Origin of the sequence: uncultured Polaribacter sp. (assembly GCF_947497695.1) — a bacterium.
Taxonomy (GTDB): Bacteria; Bacteroidota; Bacteroidia; order Flavobacteriales; family Flavobacteriaceae; genus Polaribacter.
The window spans coordinates 78,979-95,465 of the sequence record NZ_CANMHM010000003.1; the positions used below are offsets into that span (position 1 = coordinate 78,979).

The 16,487-nt window shown below is 26.3% G+C and carries 15 protein-coding genes; 13 read left to right on the forward strand and 2 right to left on the reverse strand.

All coding sequences use genetic code 11. The features are described from left to right. Positions 1-7 precede the first annotated feature (7 nt). A complete protein-coding gene (locus Q0731_RS04660; protein WP_299060559.1) occupies positions 8-1,747 on the reverse strand; it encodes a M23 family metallopeptidase in 1,740 nt (579 codons plus the stop codon). A 110-nt stretch (positions 1,748-1,857) separates the two neighbouring features. Here Q0731_RS04660 and Q0731_RS04665 point away from each other — a divergent pair, with 110 nt between their 5' ends. The 3 genes from Q0731_RS04665 (at position 1,858) to rny (ending at position 4,273) form a co-directional block, all read left to right on the forward strand. Next, a complete protein-coding gene (locus Q0731_RS04665; protein WP_299060562.1) occupies positions 1,858-2,148 on the forward strand; it encodes a hypothetical protein in 291 nt (96 codons plus the stop codon). Positions 2,149-2,162: 14 nt separating this feature from the next. After that, positions 2,163-2,453 carry a cell division protein ZapA gene (locus Q0731_RS04670; protein ID WP_299060565.1) on the forward strand — a complete coding sequence of 97 codons (291 nt, stop codon included), beginning with the start codon at positions 2,163-2,165 and terminating at the stop codon, positions 2,451-2,453. A gap of 254 nt (positions 2,454-2,707) precedes the next feature. Continuing rightward, the gene (rny, locus tag Q0731_RS04675) at positions 2,708-4,273 is read left to right on the forward strand and encodes a ribonuclease Y (RefSeq protein WP_299060569.1); all 1,566 of its coding nucleotides are present in this window, start codon (positions 2,708-2,710) and stop codon (positions 4,271-4,273) included. A gap of 221 nt (positions 4,274-4,494) precedes the next feature. Here the strand turns inward: rny and xerD are convergent, their stop codons facing one another. Continuing rightward, positions 4,495-5,394 carry a site-specific tyrosine recombinase XerD gene (gene xerD, locus Q0731_RS04680; RefSeq protein ID WP_299060573.1) on the reverse strand — a complete coding sequence of 300 codons (900 nt, stop codon included), beginning with the start codon at positions 5,392-5,394 and terminating at the stop codon, positions 4,495-4,497. A 282-nt stretch (positions 5,395-5,676) separates the two neighbouring features. On the opposite strand from xerD, the gene Q0731_RS04685 reads away from it, so the two are divergent. The 10 genes from Q0731_RS04685 (at position 5,677) to Q0731_RS04730 (ending at position 16,406) form a co-directional block, all read left to right on the forward strand. Further along, the gene (locus tag Q0731_RS04685; protein WP_299060576.1) at positions 5,677-6,156 is read left to right on the forward strand and encodes a hypothetical protein; all 480 of its coding nucleotides are present in this window, start codon (positions 5,677-5,679) and stop codon (positions 6,154-6,156) included. A 74-nt stretch (positions 6,157-6,230) separates the two neighbouring features. After that, entirely contained in the window at positions 6,231-6,644 is a 414-nt protein-coding gene (aroQ, locus tag Q0731_RS04690; RefSeq protein ID WP_299060579.1) for a type II 3-dehydroquinate dehydratase, read from the forward strand. A 255-nt stretch (positions 6,645-6,899) separates the two neighbouring features. Beyond that, a complete protein-coding gene (locus Q0731_RS04695; RefSeq protein ID WP_299060582.1) occupies positions 6,900-7,748 on the forward strand; it encodes an ABC transporter permease in 849 nt (282 codons plus the stop codon). Between the two features lies 1 nt (position 7,749). Further along, a complete protein-coding gene (locus Q0731_RS04700) occupies positions 7,750-9,033 on the forward strand; it encodes an ABC transporter ATP-binding protein (RefSeq protein ID WP_299060585.1) in 1,284 nt (427 codons plus the stop codon). Positions 9,034-9,052: 19 nt separating this feature from the next. Next, positions 9,053-11,221, forward strand: a complete 2,169-nt coding sequence (locus tag Q0731_RS04705; RefSeq protein ID WP_299060588.1) for a polysaccharide pyruvyl transferase family protein — start codon at positions 9,053-9,055, stop codon at positions 11,219-11,221. 5 nt (positions 11,222-11,226) lie between these two features. Then, positions 11,227-12,483 (forward strand): glycosyltransferase, encoded by a 1,257-nt coding sequence (locus tag Q0731_RS04710; protein ID WP_299060591.1) that lies wholly within the window; start codon positions 11,227-11,229, stop codon positions 12,481-12,483. A 12-nt stretch (positions 12,484-12,495) separates the two neighbouring features. Beyond that, on the forward strand, positions 12,496-13,290 hold the full coding sequence (locus tag Q0731_RS04715; RefSeq protein WP_299060594.1) for a glycosyltransferase family 2 protein: 795 nt from the start codon (positions 12,496-12,498) through the stop codon (positions 13,288-13,290). A 2-nt stretch (positions 13,291-13,292) separates the two neighbouring features. Beyond that, the gene (locus tag Q0731_RS04720) at positions 13,293-14,432 is read left to right on the forward strand and encodes a glycosyltransferase (protein ID WP_299060596.1); all 1,140 of its coding nucleotides are present in this window, start codon (positions 13,293-13,295) and stop codon (positions 14,430-14,432) included. 21 nt (positions 14,433-14,453) lie between these two features. Next, entirely contained in the window at positions 14,454-15,380 is a 927-nt protein-coding gene (locus Q0731_RS04725; protein WP_299060598.1) for a glycosyltransferase family 2 protein, read from the forward strand. Positions 15,381-15,386: 6 nt separating this feature from the next. After that, the gene (locus Q0731_RS04730) at positions 15,387-16,406 is read left to right on the forward strand and encodes a glycosyltransferase family 2 protein (RefSeq protein ID WP_299060601.1); all 1,020 of its coding nucleotides are present in this window, start codon (positions 15,387-15,389) and stop codon (positions 16,404-16,406) included. The last annotated feature ends 81 nt before the right edge of the window (positions 16,407-16,487 follow it).

Here is a 16,487-nt window from a genome sequence, read left to right on the forward strand (position 1 = left end):
GTAAGATTTAGTTTACTTGTTTCTTAAAGAACGTTGTAGAAAGTGTATTCGTATTTCCAACATTGTCCGAGACTACAATTTTAAAGATATGTTTGCTACCAACCAATTTTTTATCACTAAAATTATAAGTTAATATTCCTTTTTTATGATTGTATTCCATTAAAACCCATTCTCCATCTATTGTTGCTCTGTAATCTTTAATTCCAGAACCAATATCAGAAATTTTGACTTTAATGGTATTTCGTTTTGTAATCCATTGGTTGTTTTTAAAATAGAGTACGTTTACTTTTGGTTTTTGAGTATCAGAAACCAAACTATAGTTTCCTAATATTTTTGTTGTTGTGTAAAATATGCTATCTTTTTTTCTAGTGTATTGATATCTTGGATATTTTGAGTTGGCTAAATTAGCAATGTAAAGTTGCTTTTTTTCTGTTTCAGAATATTTAGAAACATTAAAAGTTAAAGTAAAACTTTTATCTAAAGGAATAGTAGGGTTATGTATTTTAGCAACGCCTTTATCAACTTTAAAATCTAAAAATAAATCATCATAAAAAGTGTTTTTAGGGAAAGCGATGGTAACATTTCTCTTTTTAAAGCGATGAAAATTTTGTGCAATTATTTTGTATGCAGTTGTGTCTTTTGGAGATGAAAAAATAGGATTACTCTTTTTACCTAAAACAGGTATTTTTAAAGAACTTGTATTGCCTTTAAAATCTTTTACTATAATTGAGATTGTATAGTTGAAACCGTTTTCAATATTTATTTTACCACTATTTACAAGGTTTTTATAGGTTGATAGTTTGTTCGCTCTTTCTTTGTATGTTTTCTGATATTTTTTTCGATACTTTTTATAATGAGGATAATCAATATGTAAATTGATATACTTACTCTCGTCAAATGAAAATGTTTCTACATCATGATAATAAATAGGTTTGCCATTTACTTGCATTTCTAAGCTATAAATGCCGTTGTTATTTGTAGCTTTATCTAATAAATCTATCGTTTTTATACCAAAGCCAATATTGCCAGAAGCTGTAATTTGATTAGTACTATAGGCTGTTTTTCCATCCTTTTTTAAAGGAAGAATAAAACTTTTATTTTGATTATTTACTCTTGAATCGTTTTCTAAAGCATATACTTTTAATGCTTGAATTATTGGAGGAGTTGTATCATCTACCTTTAAACCAAAAAGTAACGGATTAATAATATGTTCTGTTTTGGTATTTCTAATTTCATAATGTAAATGAGGTGCACCAGAACTACCAGAATCTCCAGAAAAAGCAATAATATCTCCCTTACTTACAGGGAATTTATCTTTTTTAAAGAATAAATTACCTGTTTGATAATTTTCTTTTTGGTACTGAACTTTTTTTATATATTTTTCAATTTCATCAGCATACTTACTTAAATGAGCATATACAGTTGTAAAACCATTAGGATGATTAATGTAAATAGCTTTACCAAAACCAAACTGAGCTACTTTTATTCTAGAAACATAGCCATCTGCAGCAGCATAAATATTTAATCCTTCCTTACCTTGGGTTTTAATATCGATGCCAGAATGAAAATGATTAGACCTTAGCTCTCCAAAAGTGCCAGATAAAATAGTTGGTATGTTTAAAGGAGACCTAAAATAATCTTGTGGATATTTTTCTTGAGAAAAAATACTAAAAGTCGAAAAAAAAAGGAATAGCCAAAAAGGATGTTTCAAAGTCAATTTGTTTTTTGCAAAAATAGTAAAAATCATTTTTTAGCTAAAACACTAGTTATTAGTTGATTGTTAAAAATGCAACAAAATGTTGTTAAATATAAAAAGAATGCTAACTTTGTAAATATAGTTTTATTCCTAAAAGTTAGATGAGTAATACAGTAGAAGCAATTCATTTACTGGAAGATAAGTTAAAAAACTTACTTTCTAATTATGAGTTTTTAAAGAATGAAAATGAGATATTGCTTCAGAATGTAAATAATTTACAACATCAGCTATTTGAAACAAAGCAATTACTAGCAGCACAAAAAAAAGAATATGATGTGCTTAAAATTGCAAAAACTATAGAAGGCAGTAGTACAAATACAAGAGATACAAAACTCAAAATAAATGCTTTAATTCGAGAAATCGATAAATGTATCATTCAGTTACATAAATAAAGTTCTTTAAGATTGTGGAAAAACTTAAAATTAATGTTGTTATAGCAGGTAGAACCTATCCTTTAAGTGTAAATAATACAAAAGAGGAAGAAGGAATGAGAAAAGCTGCAAATGCTATCAATAAATTAATTTCTATGTATGAAGAAAATTATGCAGTTAGTGATAAACAAGATGTTTTAGCGATGTGTGCATTACAATTTGCTTCCAAAGTAGAAATTTCATCAATAGAAAAAGAGTCCACAAGTAGAGAAGTAGTAGAAAAAATAAAAGAGTTGACTAATTTAGTTGATTTTCATTTAAAATAAGTTCTTTAAAATATACATTAACAACACACTGCCTACGTTAGTAAATTGTTTATTAAACTCAACACGATTCAATTATGAAGGATGAGTCTTAACTACAAAAGTAAGCCACTATTGCTGGATTTATACCGAACTTGTTTCCGTATTTCAGTATTTTAGGTGGATTCTTGAACAGTTAGTTAGTCCTATAAGTAACCATATTTGGAGTTTAAAAAACCTGACTAATGTAGGCTTTTTTTATATACAAAAATTAAATTATGGATGGAATAGTACTGCCAATAATAGCAGCAATAATAGGAATAGTTATAGGTTTTTTAATAGCAAAAGCTATAGAAAAATCAAAAGGGAAAAAGTTACTGAATACAACTAGAAAAGAAGCAAATTCAATTTTAAAAGAAGCTAAAATTGATGCCGAAGCTGTTAAGAAAGATAAAATACTACAAGCTAAAGAAAAGTTTATTGAGCTAAAATCTGAGCATGAAAAAGTAATTTTAAGTAGAGAAAAGAAAATTTCTGACGTTGAAAAACGTATTAGAGATAGAGAATCTCAAGTTGCCTCTGAAGTAGATAAAAGCAAAAGACTTAATAAATCTTTAGAGCAAAAAGAAAACGAATTTGATAAAAAACTAGACTTTTTAGAGAAGAAAGAAAGTGATTTAGATAAAATGCACAAACGACATGTAGATATGTTAGAGCAAATTTCTGGTTTATCTGCAGATGAAGCTAAAAAAGAATTAGTAACTTCTTTAAAAGATGAAGCTAAAACAGAAGCAATGGCTTTTGTACAAACCTCTATTGAAGAGGCAAAGTTAACAGCAGAACAAGAAGCAAGAAAAGTAGTTTTAGGAACTATACAAAGAGTAGGTGTAGAACAGGCAGTAGAAAACTGTGTTTCTGTTTTTAACTTAGAGTCTGATGATGTTAAAGGTAGAATTATAGGTAGAGAAGGGCGTAACATTAGAGCAATTGAAGCTGCAACAGGTGTAGAAATTATTGTTGATGATACACCTGATGCAATTATTCTTTCTTGTTTTGATCCTATTCGTAGAGAAATTGCACGTTTATCACTTCATAAATTAGTTACTGATGGAAGAATTCACCCAGCAAGAATTGAAGAGGTTGTAGCGAAAACAGAAAAACAAATTACCCAAGAAATTATTCAGGTTGGTAAAAGAACTGTAATAGATTTAGGTGTTCATGGTTTACATCCAGAATTAGTAAAAGCAGTAGGTAGAATGAAATATAGATCTTCTTACGGGCAGAATTTATTACAACACTCTAGAGAAGTTGCTAACTTATGTGGAATTATGGCTGCAGAAATGGGGTTAAATTCTAAAGTTGCTAAAAGAGCTGGTTTATTGCATGATATTGGTAAAGTACCCAATGAAGAAAGTGAATTGCCACACGCATTATTAGGGATGGAATGGGCACAAAAATATGGTGAAAAACCAGATGTTTGCAATGCCATTGGAGCTCACCATGATGAAATTGAAATGAAAAGTTTAATATCACCAATTGTACAAGTTTGTGATGCTATTTCTGGAGCAAGACCTGGTGCAAGACGTCAAGTATTAGATTCTTACATTCAACGTTTAAAAGATTTAGAAGATATTGCTTTTGGTTTTTCAGGTGTTCAAAAAGCCTATGCAATACAAGCAGGTCGTGAATTACGTGTAATGGTAGAAAGTACCAAAGTAAATGATACCAAAGCAGCAGAATTATCTTTTAGTATTTCTCAGAAAATTCAAAATGACATGACCTATCCAGGTCAAGTTAAAGTTACTGTAATTAGAGAAACAAGAGCTGTTAATGTGGCTAAGTAGCAGTATTCAGTTTTCAGTAGTAGTAAATCAGTAGACAAATCTCTGTGAACTTTTGTATTTTAAATATATTCTTAAATCCTTCCATATTTCTGGGAGGATTTTTATTTATAAATAATTTTGCTATTAATAAGGTAATGGTGCCAAAAATAGTTTGTGAAAACCTATTAATGGTAATATTAAGTAACAATTGGCTGTAAACTGTTACTGAAAACTGAAGACTATTAAATACGTCTTGGATGATATTTCTCTACAACTTTCTGTAAGTAACTTTTATCTAAATGCACATAAATTTCTGTAGTTGTAATACTTTCATGACCTAACATTTGTTGAATTGCTCTTAAATCTGCACCATTTTTTAATAAATGTGTAGCAAATGAATGTCTTAAAGTATGTGGACTTATTTTCTTTTTTAAGTCTATATGTATTGCTAAATTTTTAAGAATAATAAAAATCATTTGCCTTGTCAATCCTTTTCCTCTTCTGTTTAAGAAAATAGTATCCTCAAAACCTTTCTGTGTTGCTATATGGTTTCTAATATCATTTATATAAAATAATAGGTATTTTTGTGTAGTATAATGTATTGGCACAAAACGTTGTTTGTTTCCCTTACCAATAACCCTTATAAAGCCTTCATCAAAAAATAAATCAGATATTTTTAGTGTAATTAATTCGCTAACACGTAAACCACAACTATACATGGTTTCTAAAATTGTTCTATTTCTTTCTCCTTGAGGATGACTTAGATCTATAGCACTAATTAGGCTATTAATTTCATCTTCAGAAAGAGTATCTGGTAATTTTCTACCAATTTTGGGAGCCTCAATCAAATCTGTAGGATTCGTTACTCGGTAATCTTCAAAAATTAAATAATCGAAAAAACTTCTTAAGCCAGATATAATTCTTGCCTGACTTCTAGGGTTTACATTTTTAGCAATTTCATAAATAAATTGTTGAAGGGTTGTTTCATCAATTTTAATAGGATTAAAGTCGATTTGATTTTCTTCTAAAAATAAAGTTAGTTTTTCTAAATCTCTAGAATAACTATCAATAGTGTTTTGTGATAAACCTCTTTCAATTTTTAAAAAAAGTTGAAAATCTTTAATTGCGTTTTGCCAATTCATAGGATAAAGATATTAAAACTATCAATTAAATATGATGTAAAAATTACTGTATTTAAATTATAATTAATAATATTTTTATTAATTATGAAAGCCTATAAAAAATAATAATGTTTGCTTTTTATCTATTATCAAAAGGTATTTTTTTTGAAATTTATCTTACGAATTGTGTTTTTTGATGTTTGCCAAAAAATCAAATCAATTTTTTATCATGAAAAAAATGAGATAAAATTTTTTAAATCAAATATTTATATTAATTTTCCTTTAATTTTAAAAATAAATTTTATGAAAAAAATATTACTTATTGCAGCTTTTACATTATTAGGGTTAAATAGTGTAGTTGCACAGAATGGAAGTTTTAATATTGGTGGAAACATAGGGCATCCAACAGCAGATGCTGATGAACTGCTTGCTACAGCGATGTCTGGTGAAGTTAACTTTTTATTTGATGTATCAGATAAATTTAAAGTTGGTCCATCTGTTTCTTATCTTTATTATGTAGGAAAACAAGGGGTAGCAGATTTTACTTATTTACCACTTGCAGGGGTTGCACGTTATGCTGTTTCTGAAAAATTCACTGTAGGAGCAGATTTAGGTTATGCATTTGGTGTTTTTCCAGAATCAAATGATAATTCTTTTTATTACAGACCAATGGTTGGTTATGAATTTATGAAAAATGTAACAATACAGGTAACCTATTCTAGTATGAGTATAAATAGCGAAACAATCGCTAACATAGCATCTGGTGTTGTATATCATTTTTAGAGTAAAATATTATATTAAAAACGGAAGCAATTTGCTTCCGTTTTTTTATGTTTAAAATTTAATATATTTACACAATGAAATTAATTATAATAAACGGCCCCAATTTAAATTTACTAGGAAAACGAGAACCAGAAATATATGGTTCTAAAACTTTTGCTGATTTTTTTGAAGAGCTAAAATCAAAATTTAACAATATTGATTTGTCTTATTTTCAATCGAATATAGAAGGCGAAATTATAGATAAATTACATGAAGTAGGTTTTGAATATGATGGAATTATTTTAAACGCAGCTGCTTATACACATACCTCAGTTGGTATTGGTGATGCTGTAAAAGGTATTACAACACCTGTTGTAGAATTACACATTTCTAATGTGCATGCTCGTGAAGATTTTAGACACCATAGCTTTATTGCTCCAGCTGCAAAAGGGGTTTTATTTGGTTTTGGTTTAAAAGGGTATGAATTGGCGATACAGAGTTTTATATAATCTTTTAGTTATTTCTTTATTTTTAGTTAGTATTTTGGTTTTATCATCTTTTTTATTCTACAAAAAGCCGGATTTTATTTTTTATTTAAAAAAAATATTGAGTGTAACTATCTTATTCTTAGTTTTCTTTAAAACTTCAATTTGTTGTCAACAATTTGCTTTTTAATTGTGTATAAAAAGAAGTATTTTGAAAAGCATATAAAGTTTTAATTTCTTTAAATAAATTATATTTGTTTGTCTTAGTAATGTATATAAATGAACAAAGAAAAGTGGCTTTTTGAAATAACGCCAAAAAATAATTTATTCGATTTAAACCTTAAAGAAGTTTGGCAATATAGAGATTTGTTAGTTCTTTTTGTAAAAAGAGATGTTGTAACCTTATATAAACAAACTGTACTTGGACCACTTTGGTATTTAATTCAACCACTTCTTACATCTGTAATATATACTGTTATTTTTAACAATGTTGCTGGTATAGAAACCCCTGGTATGCCATCATTTTTATTTAATTTAGCGGGTGTTACTTCTTGGAATTATTTTAAAGAATGCTTAACAGGCACAGCAGATACATTTAAGAAAAATCAAAATATTTTTGGTAAAGTATATTTTCCAAGAATTATTATGCCTTTATCTGTAGTGGTTTCTAATCTTGTTAAATTTGGAATTCAATTATTAATTTTTATCTGTTTTTATATTTATTATGTTTCTACAGGGTGGATTATAGCTCCTAATAAATTTATTATATTATTACCATTATTAATTTTATTAATGGCGTTTTTTGGTTTAGGATTAGGTATGATTATATCCTCGATGGTAACAAAATATAGAGATTTATCTTTTTTAGTAACATTTGGTGTTTCGCTATTAATGTATATTTCTTTAGTAAACTTACCTTATAGTAAATTTGAAGAGAAAGGAGTTACCTATTTAGTTGATTATAATCCGATGGCTCATTTGATAGAAATGTCAAGGTTCATGCTAATTGGTCAAGGTAATTTTACAATTGATAATTTAATCTATGTTACTTGCTTTTCTATAGTTGTTTTGGTTATTGGAATTTTAATTTTTAATAAAACTGAAAAAAGCTTTATCGATACAATTTAAGATGGATGAACACATAATTTTAAAAATAGAAAATGTCTCTAAACAATATCGTTTAGGAATTTTAGGTACAGGAACTATTAGTCATGATTTAAATAAATGGTGGCATAGAATTAGGGGTAAACAAGATCCTTATTTAAAGATAGGTGAATCTAACGATAGGGCTTCAAAAGGAAATTCTGAATATGTTTGGGCTTTAAAAGAAATTAATTTTCAAGTAAAAAAAGGTGAAGTTCTTGGTATTATTGGTAAAAATGGTGCTGGAAAATCTACTTTATTAAAAATATTATCTAAAGTAACTGGACCTACAACAGGCACTATAAAATATAATGGTAGAATAGCTTCTTTGTTAGAGGTTGGTACAGGCTTTCATCCAGAAATGACGGGTAGAGAGAATATTTTTCTAAATGGAGCTATTTTAGGTATGACCAAAAAGGAAATTAATACGAAAATTGATGAAATTATTAGCTTTTCTGGTTGTGAAAGATATATAGATACACCTGTAAAACGTTACTCTAGTGGAATGACTGTACGTTTAGCTTTTGCAGTAGCAGCACATTTAGAACCAGATATTTTAATTGTTGATGAAGTATTAGCTGTTGGTGATGCAGAGTTTCAAAAGAAAGCAATTGGTAAAATGCAAGATATTTCGGGGACAGATGGTAGAACTGTACTCTTTGTTAGTCATAATATGGCTGCTGTAAAAAGTTTGTGTACAAGAGGAGTTGTTTTAAATAATGGTCAGTCTGTTTTTGAGGGTTCTAGTGATGATGCTATTGAGTTTTATAAAAATAATAATGGACTAAATTTTATAGGAAATCAAGGGATATTTGATTCATCTAGACAAGATATTGGAAATAATGATGTAAAACTTTTACAGGTCGCTTGTTCAGACTCTAAAGGAAGAATTAGAAGTAATTATTTTCATGATGAAAGTATAACTGTAAAAATCACTTTAAATATTTTAAAAAGGATTGAAAATTCTCGTTTTGCTCTTATTGTAAAGACATTATCAGATGATATTGTATTTGTAAGTAGCTCTTTTGATATTACTAATACTAGTATTAGTAAGGGAGTTATTACACTTAGCGTAAAGATACCAGGTTCTCTTTTAAATAATTCAAACTATATTATTGCTGTTAGTGGTGCAATACCTGGTAAAAGATATTTTTTTGAAACTACTAATTGCCTAAATATAAAGGTAGAAAGTATGGAAAACAAAGGTTTTGGATTTAATGAAAAATGGCCTGGTACTGTTCATCCTGTTTTAAATTGGACTGTAAAATAACACTAAAGGAGCTTTTTAAATGATAATTAATGTTTTAAAGAAATTTTATAGTCAACTTAAAGAATTAATTAAGTTAAAAAAACAAGAAAAACTTATTTTAAATATAAATAAGAAACCAAAAGTTTTAAACCTTAATATAATTGATAGTTGTAACTCTAAATGTACAATGTGTAACATTTGGAGGCGTGATGAAGAATTAGAAATATCTCCAGATCAATTAGGTATCATTTTAACAGATCCATTATATTCAGAATTAACACATGTAGGTGTTACAGGTGGAGAACCTACTTTAAGGGAAGATCTTTATGAAATTTATGAAAAATTAATAAAAGTATTGCCTAATTTAGTAGGCCTTAGCATAATAACAAATGCAATCAAAGAAGATGACGTAAAATTTACCATCAAAAATATAAATAATTTATGTAAGAATAATGGAATTCATTTTTCAGCCATGGTTTCTATAGATGGTGTTCATGAAGTTCACGACAAAGTTAGGGGAGTTAAAGGTAATTTTCAATCTGCTATAAGGGTATTAGAATATTTAAAAAATGAACTAAAAATACCAGTATCTTTTGGAGCTACAATTTCAAAAATTAATGCTTGGGATGCAGATGATCTTTTATATTATGCTGAAAAGAATGGTATTTATGGAAGGTTTAGAATAGCAGAAACAATTAATCGCTTATATAACCAAAATAGAGGTAAAATTATCCGTAATTTTGATGAAGATGAAGCATATAATTTAGTTATACTCTTTGAAAAAATCAAGTTCAGATTTGAAAAAAATATGGACTACAAAAGAACATACAGTAGTACACAAAATATACTTTTAGGAGGTAATCGATTAATAGGTTGTCCTTATCATAGTAATGGAATTGTTTTAGGTTCTAAAGGTCAAATCAACTATTGTGCACCTCAAGCAACAGATTTAGGTAACGGAATTAAAGATTCATCACTAAAAATATACAAAGAAAATTTTTCGAAAAAACGAAATATTCTTCAAAATAAATGTAAAAACTGTATACATGATTATCACGCTCCAATTACTTACAACGAAAAATTAAAACAGATTAAAGACTATTATTACAAAAAAATATTAACCATTTCAAAAGCAGATTTAGCTTTATATCTTTCATATATTTTAAAAAAAATACCTAAGAATAGCAATACTTATAGAATTTTTATACTAGGATGGTATGGGACTGAGACAGTAGGAGACAAAGCTATTCTTGGTGGAATATTAAACTATTATCAACAAAAATACAATGATCGGGTAGAGTTTATAATTGGTAGTTTATATCCTTTCATAACAAATAGAACTTGTTTAGAATTAAATATTGACGCTAAGGTTGTATCAACAAGTAATTTAGACTTATTAAGATATTCTGCTAGTTCAGATGAAATAGTTATGGGAGGAGGACCTTTAATGGATTTAAATGAATTATATGTTCCATACATTGGTTTTAAAATAGCTAAAAAATATAGAAAAAAAACTACAATTTTTGGATGCGGTATTGGACCTCTTAAAACTGATTTCTTTTCTCAAGTAGTTAAAGAAATATGTAAACTATCTGATGATACAAAGTTAAGAGATAAAAAAAGTATTGAAATATTTAACAACTATAATTTTAATAAAAAAGCCTCTTTTTTTGGAGATCCCGCTAAAGGTTACATAGAAAAAATATCAAATAATTTTACAGATGTAAAAGAAAATATTTTAAGCTGTTATTTAAGAGATTGGACATTTGAATATTTTTTAGGCGAAAAAAAAGATTTTAAAGAAAAGAAAAAGCTTTTTGAACGTTCAATCGCTAACTTAATAAAAGAAGAGGCTGATAGGTTAAATGTTGATAGAATTGAATTTCACCATATGCATAATTTTGTTTTAGGAAGTGATGATAGAGATTTTTCAAGATATTTTGTAGATCAATACTTTAAAGGCGATCAAAGAATTTTTATAAACAAAAAACTATCTACTGTAGATAGTATAGTAAAAGTGATGAAGAAATCTAAATTAAATATTTGTATGAGATTTCATTCTGTTTTATTTGCCCATACTCTTAAAACTAATTTTATAGCTATAGATTATACATTAGGAGGTAAAATACATTTGTTTTTAGAAGAAATGAATATATTAAAGAATAAGAGATCTTTAGAGTATTTAATAGAAAATTATAGTGAAATTTAAACACTTTGAAGATACTTATAGTAAATACATATGATAATGGAGGTGCCGCTAAAGCAAGTTTAAGACTTGCAAATGGATTGAGAAAACGAGGCGTTAAGGTTGATTTTCTTTTAAAAAGAAAGATTGATTTAACCTTGAACACTCATGTTTTAGAATTAAAAAGAACTACAATTTTTAAAAAATATATTTCTAAAGTTAAAAGAAAATTAAAAAAATATAATTTTTATCAATCCAAATATGATAAATTTTTAACAGAAAGGTCAAATAATTTAGAATTATTTAGTTTACCAAATTCATCATTTGATATTACTGCATCTCCTTTATATAAAGAGGCTGATATTATTAACCTTCATTGGGTTTCTGAATTTTTAGATTTTTCAACGTTTTTTAAAAACAATTCTAAACCAATTGTTTGGACTATGCATGATATGAATCCTTTTTCAGGTGGAGAGCATTATGAAGAAATATATTTGGGTATTAATGATAATGGATTTCCAAAAAAAAGAATATTATCAACTAAAGAACTTTCTTTTTTTGAAAAAATTAAAAAAATTAAAAAAACAGCTTTATTAGATGTGAATAATTTACATATTGTATCTCCCTCACAATGGTTAGCAAATAAAGCAAAAGAAAGTGAGTTATTTAAAAATATGCCTATACATTGTATTGCTAATAGTATAGATACAAGTATATATAAACCGAAGAACATAAAAGAATCAAAAGAATATTTTAATATACCAGAAGAAAAAAAAATTATACTTTTTGTTGCAGACTCAATAACAGCAAATAGAAAAGGTTTTGTCTTTTTAGAAAGAGCTATTAAAAGTATTAATAACAAAGATGTTGTTTTGTGTGTTATAGGTAAAAATAATTTAAAAACCAATTTCTCAAACATCATAGAATTAGGTGTTTTAAAAGAAGATCATTTAATGAGTTTGGCTTATTCTGCAGCAGATGTTTTTGTAATACCATCTTTAATGGATAATTTACCAAATACGGTTTTAGAATCATTAATGTGTGGTACACCTGTGATAGGATTTCCTGTTGGTGGAATACCAGAGATGATACAAAATGGAGTTAATGGGTTAATAACTAAAGAAATTAGTGTTGGGGCATTAATAGAAACTATAAATCAGTTTTTAGATAACATATATAAATATAAAAGAGAAGATATTTTTAAAGACGCTTTTGATAAATATAATTTAGATATTCAAGCAAAAGCATATGAAAATTTATTCAAGAGTATTACAGAAAAACAATAAAAACTATAGTTTATGAAAATTAGTGTTTTAACTCCTAGTTTTAATTCAGGAGACTATATTGAGCGTAGTATTCAGAGTGTGTTATCTCAAACTTATAAAAATTGGGAACATATAATTATTGATGGAAATTCTACTGATAACACAGTAAATATCTTAAAAAGACATAAGCATTTAAAATGGGTTTCTGAATCAGATAAAGGTCAGTCAGATGCAATGAATAAAGCTTTTAAAATAAGCAAAGGAGATTTTATTGTTTATTTAAACTCTGATGATTATTTTTACCCTGATGCTTTTAAAACTTTAATTACTAATTTTACTAAAAACCCAAAAATAGATATAATAGTTGGAAATTTACATTTAGAAAAAAAAGGTTTAAAAGAGCCACGGGTAAATGCAACAATTTCTTGGAAAGATTTATCTGTACTTAAAGGAAGGTTTCCTTTAAACCCTGTTAGTTATATGTACAAAAGAAAAGTACAACAAAAGATTGGTGATTTCCCTGTAGATGAACACTACACAATGGATTATTGGTTTTTACTAAGAGCTTTTTATTTTTTTAAAACTATAAAAATAGAAGAATTTTTAGGTTGTTTTGTTTTTGTAGAAAATAATAAATCAAGTAGAATAAATGGTGAGTTTGATGTTCAATCACCTCATGCATTAAAGTTTTGTTTAAGATATACTCCATTAAGGTTTTTTTATGTTTATGCAAAGCTTTTAATACATCACAACAACCCTCAGCCTAATAAAGTAGTATTATATTTAACAAATTTGTACGTTAGTATAAAAAAAATAATAAAGCAATAAAATTGAAAAAAATACTTTTTATTACACATGAGTCAAGTCGTACTGGCGCCCCTCTAGTTTTACTAAACTTTATAAAATGGTTACGATTAGTAGAAACAGAACTACAAATAGATTGTTTAAGTCTAGCTTCAGGATATTTAGATAATGATTTTAAGGAAATAGTAGATAACTTTTATTTACTTGATAAAAAAGAAAAACAATCAATTCTAAAAAAAATTTATTTCAAAATTATTGGAACAACTTACAAGAAAGAAAATAAAAATTTTTTAATACGTCAATTAAAAAAACAAGGATATCATTTAATCTATGCTAACTCTATCTTAAGTTTAGATTTTTCCTCTCAATTAAAAAAAGAATTTAAAAATACAAAACTTATTTTACATTTACACGAATTAAGTGTTAGTGTAAAATTATATAGTCCTAGTTTTTTTAATCAAAGTAAATTAGTTGATTTTTTTATTTGTGTTTCTTCACTCGTACAAACAAATATTGTTTACAATTATAATGTTCTAATTAACAAAACAAAAATTATTCACCCTTTTTCAAAATTGAAAAAAATCAATTCTTTAGAAAAACAAAATAAAAATGATCAGAAAAAAATGATCGTAGGAGCCTCTGGTAATATCAATCATAGAAAAGGGTATGATTTGTTTATTTGTGTTGCAAAAGCAGTAATATCTAGGTTACCTAATGCCAATATTGAATTTAATTGGATAGGAAAAAAATCGAATAAAAAAATAGCTTTAGAATTAGAGGCAGATATTATTAAAGCAGATTTAGAAAAAACAGTTTTTTTTAAAGGTGAATTTAAAAACCCAGAAAAAGAATTTAATTTGTTTGACATATTTTTAATGACTTCTAGAGAAGATCCTTTTCCATTAGTATGTATAGAGGTTGGTAATTTAGGAACACCAATTATTTGTTTTAAAGGAGCTACAGGTACAGAAGAAGTTCTAAAAAAAGGTGGAGGAGTAATTGTACCTTACTTAAGTATTTCTAGAATGGCAGATGAGGTTATTAATTATTATAACAATCGTAAAAAAATAATAGATGATGGTTTAATAGCTCGTGAAAATTTTAAAAATTACACAATTGAAGAACAATCACCTAAGATTTATAATGTTATAAAAGAATTAATTTAATATATAATACCAAGTTTAGGTTTGAAAGAAGTTTATATTATTATTGTTACCTATAATGCAATGACTTGGATAAAAGAATGTCTAGATAGTTGTAAAGGTTATAAAGTTATCGTTGTAGATAATAACTCTAATGATAAAACGGTGAGTTATATTTCTGTAAATTATCCTGAAGTTATTATTTTAAAACAAAAAAATAATTTAGGTTTTGGTAGAGCAAATAATATAGGCATAAATTATGCAATAAATACTGGTTGTGATTATGTTTTTTTATTAAATCAAGACGCTTATTTAGTTGGTAATGTAATAGATAGATTGGTTAATGTACATTTAAATAATTTAGACTACGGCATTTTAAGTCCTATTCATATAAATAAAAAAGAAAATTTATTAGATGAAAAATTTTCTAATTACTTAAATAGCCCAAAAAATAAAAATTTTTATTCAGATTATGTATTAAATAATGATTTAAAAGATGTCTATAAAGTGCCATTTGTAAATGCTGCTTCATGGTTAATTCCAATAAAAGTTTTATTAGAAGTTGGTGGGTTTGATACTATGTTTTTTTTGTACGGAGAAGATGATAATTTATGTCAAAGAATGGAATTTCATAAATATAAAGTGGGTGTAGTTAGTAAAGCAAAGGTTATTCATGACAGAGAGTTTAGAAATAAAACAATAATTAAAAAGTACTCCAAAGGTTATTTTAAGCAACAGTTAATTAGCTATAAAGTTAGTTTTGGAAATATTAATAATAACGGACTTTTAAAAATAAAATCAAAAAAGACTTTTATTTATAAACAAGTTTTAAAAAATGTATTTTTTTTAAAATTTAAAACTGTTTTAGGAGAGTTTAACAATTTAAGATTGTTAAGACTAGCTGAATTAGAAATTAGAAAAAGCTATCAAAAAAATAAATTAAAAGGACCTCATTATCTTAAATTAAAATAATTTAGAATGAATAGTAAACCTCTAATTTCAATAATAATACCTGTTTTTAACAGGGCAAGTATAATTAGCGAAACTTTAGATAGTATTATTAATCAAACCTATGAAAATTGGGAGTGTATTATTGTTGACGATGGTAGTGTAGATAATTTTAAACAAATAATTAATAAATATAAAGATTTAGACGCTAGGTTTATTTTTGTTAAAAGACCCGCCAATAAATTAAGAGGTGGAAATGCAGCAAGAAACTATGGATTGAAACTTAGTAAAGGGGCTTATGTAAATTGGTTTGATAGTGATGATATAATGCTACCCAATTTTTTATCAGATAAAATAAAAGTATTATTATTAAATAAAGATTATGACTTTTGTGCCTGTTTAGGGGCTTCATTTTTAAATAGTATTGATAATATAATTGAGGTTTATAGGCCTTTGGTTATAAATTCTACAAATTATATCGAAGATTATTTACTAAACGGACTTTCTTTTTTTACACCATCTCCATTATGGAAAAAAGATTTTCTTATTAAACATAATTTACTTTTTAATGAAAATTTAAAAAGATCTCAAGAAAAAGAGTTTCATTTAAGAGTTTTGGGCAAATCACCGAATTACTTTTATTTAGAAAAACCATTGTTTTTAATTAGGCTATCTACAAATGGAGGTATAACAACTAATTTTAAATCAAACCACAGATTACAAATGTCTGATATGATTTATTTTGATATTGCTTATAAAACTGTTAAATCTAGTAAAATTAAAAATAAAGTAAATATTTATAAATACTTATTTTATAGACAGTCTGTTAATTTTTATAACATTTTAATTATTAAAGGATTAGGATTTAAAAAAAGATATTCTTTTAGTGTAAAAGAAATAAAAAAACTTTATAGTTACTTTAGGTCATCACAAGTAAGTTATAAATATTTTTTAAAAATTATTTTTGGAACCTTTTTAGTACTTTTTATAAAAAAAGGTTATAAATGTTTTTATTACCCTGAGTTTAATTATAGAAGTTATAAAGATTAATTTTTTAACCAAAAACTAACCCTTTTTTTAAAAAATATTCGAAAGTATCTATAAACATAATATTTTATTAAATATTTATAA

Excerpts from the sequence above, each read along its gene's own strand:
- rny (WP_299060569.1), top strand. The coding sequence starts at position 2,708 with ATGGATGGAATAGTACTGCCAATAATAGCAGCAATAATAGGAATAGTT.
- Q0731_RS04695 (WP_299060582.1), top strand. The coding sequence starts at position 6,900 with ATGAACAAAGAAAAGTGGCTTTTTGAAATAACGCCAAAAAATAATTTA.
- Q0731_RS04730 (WP_299060601.1), top strand. The coding sequence starts at position 15,387 with ATGAATAGTAAACCTCTAATTTCAATAATAATACCTGTTTTTAACAGG.
- Q0731_RS04660 (WP_299060559.1), bottom strand. The coding sequence starts at position 1,747 with ATGATTTTTACTATTTTTGCAAAAAACAAATTGACTTTGAAACATCCT.
- xerD (WP_299060573.1), bottom strand. The coding sequence starts at position 5,394 with ATGAATTGGCAAAACGCAATTAAAGATTTTCAACTTTTTTTAAAAATT.
- Q0731_RS04700 (WP_299060585.1), top strand. The coding sequence starts at position 7,750 with ATGGATGAACACATAATTTTAAAAATAGAAAATGTCTCTAAACAATAT.
- Q0731_RS04685 (WP_299060576.1), top strand. The coding sequence starts at position 5,677 with ATGAAAAAAATATTACTTATTGCAGCTTTTACATTATTAGGGTTAAAT.
- Q0731_RS04705 (WP_299060588.1), top strand. The coding sequence starts at position 9,053 with ATGATAATTAATGTTTTAAAGAAATTTTATAGTCAACTTAAAGAATTA.
- Q0731_RS04665 (WP_299060562.1), top strand. The coding sequence starts at position 1,858 with ATGAGTAATACAGTAGAAGCAATTCATTTACTGGAAGATAAGTTAAAA.
- Q0731_RS04715 (WP_299060594.1), top strand. The coding sequence starts at position 12,496 with ATGAAAATTAGTGTTTTAACTCCTAGTTTTAATTCAGGAGACTATATT.
- aroQ (WP_299060579.1), top strand. The coding sequence starts at position 6,231 with ATGAAATTAATTATAATAAACGGCCCCAATTTAAATTTACTAGGAAAA.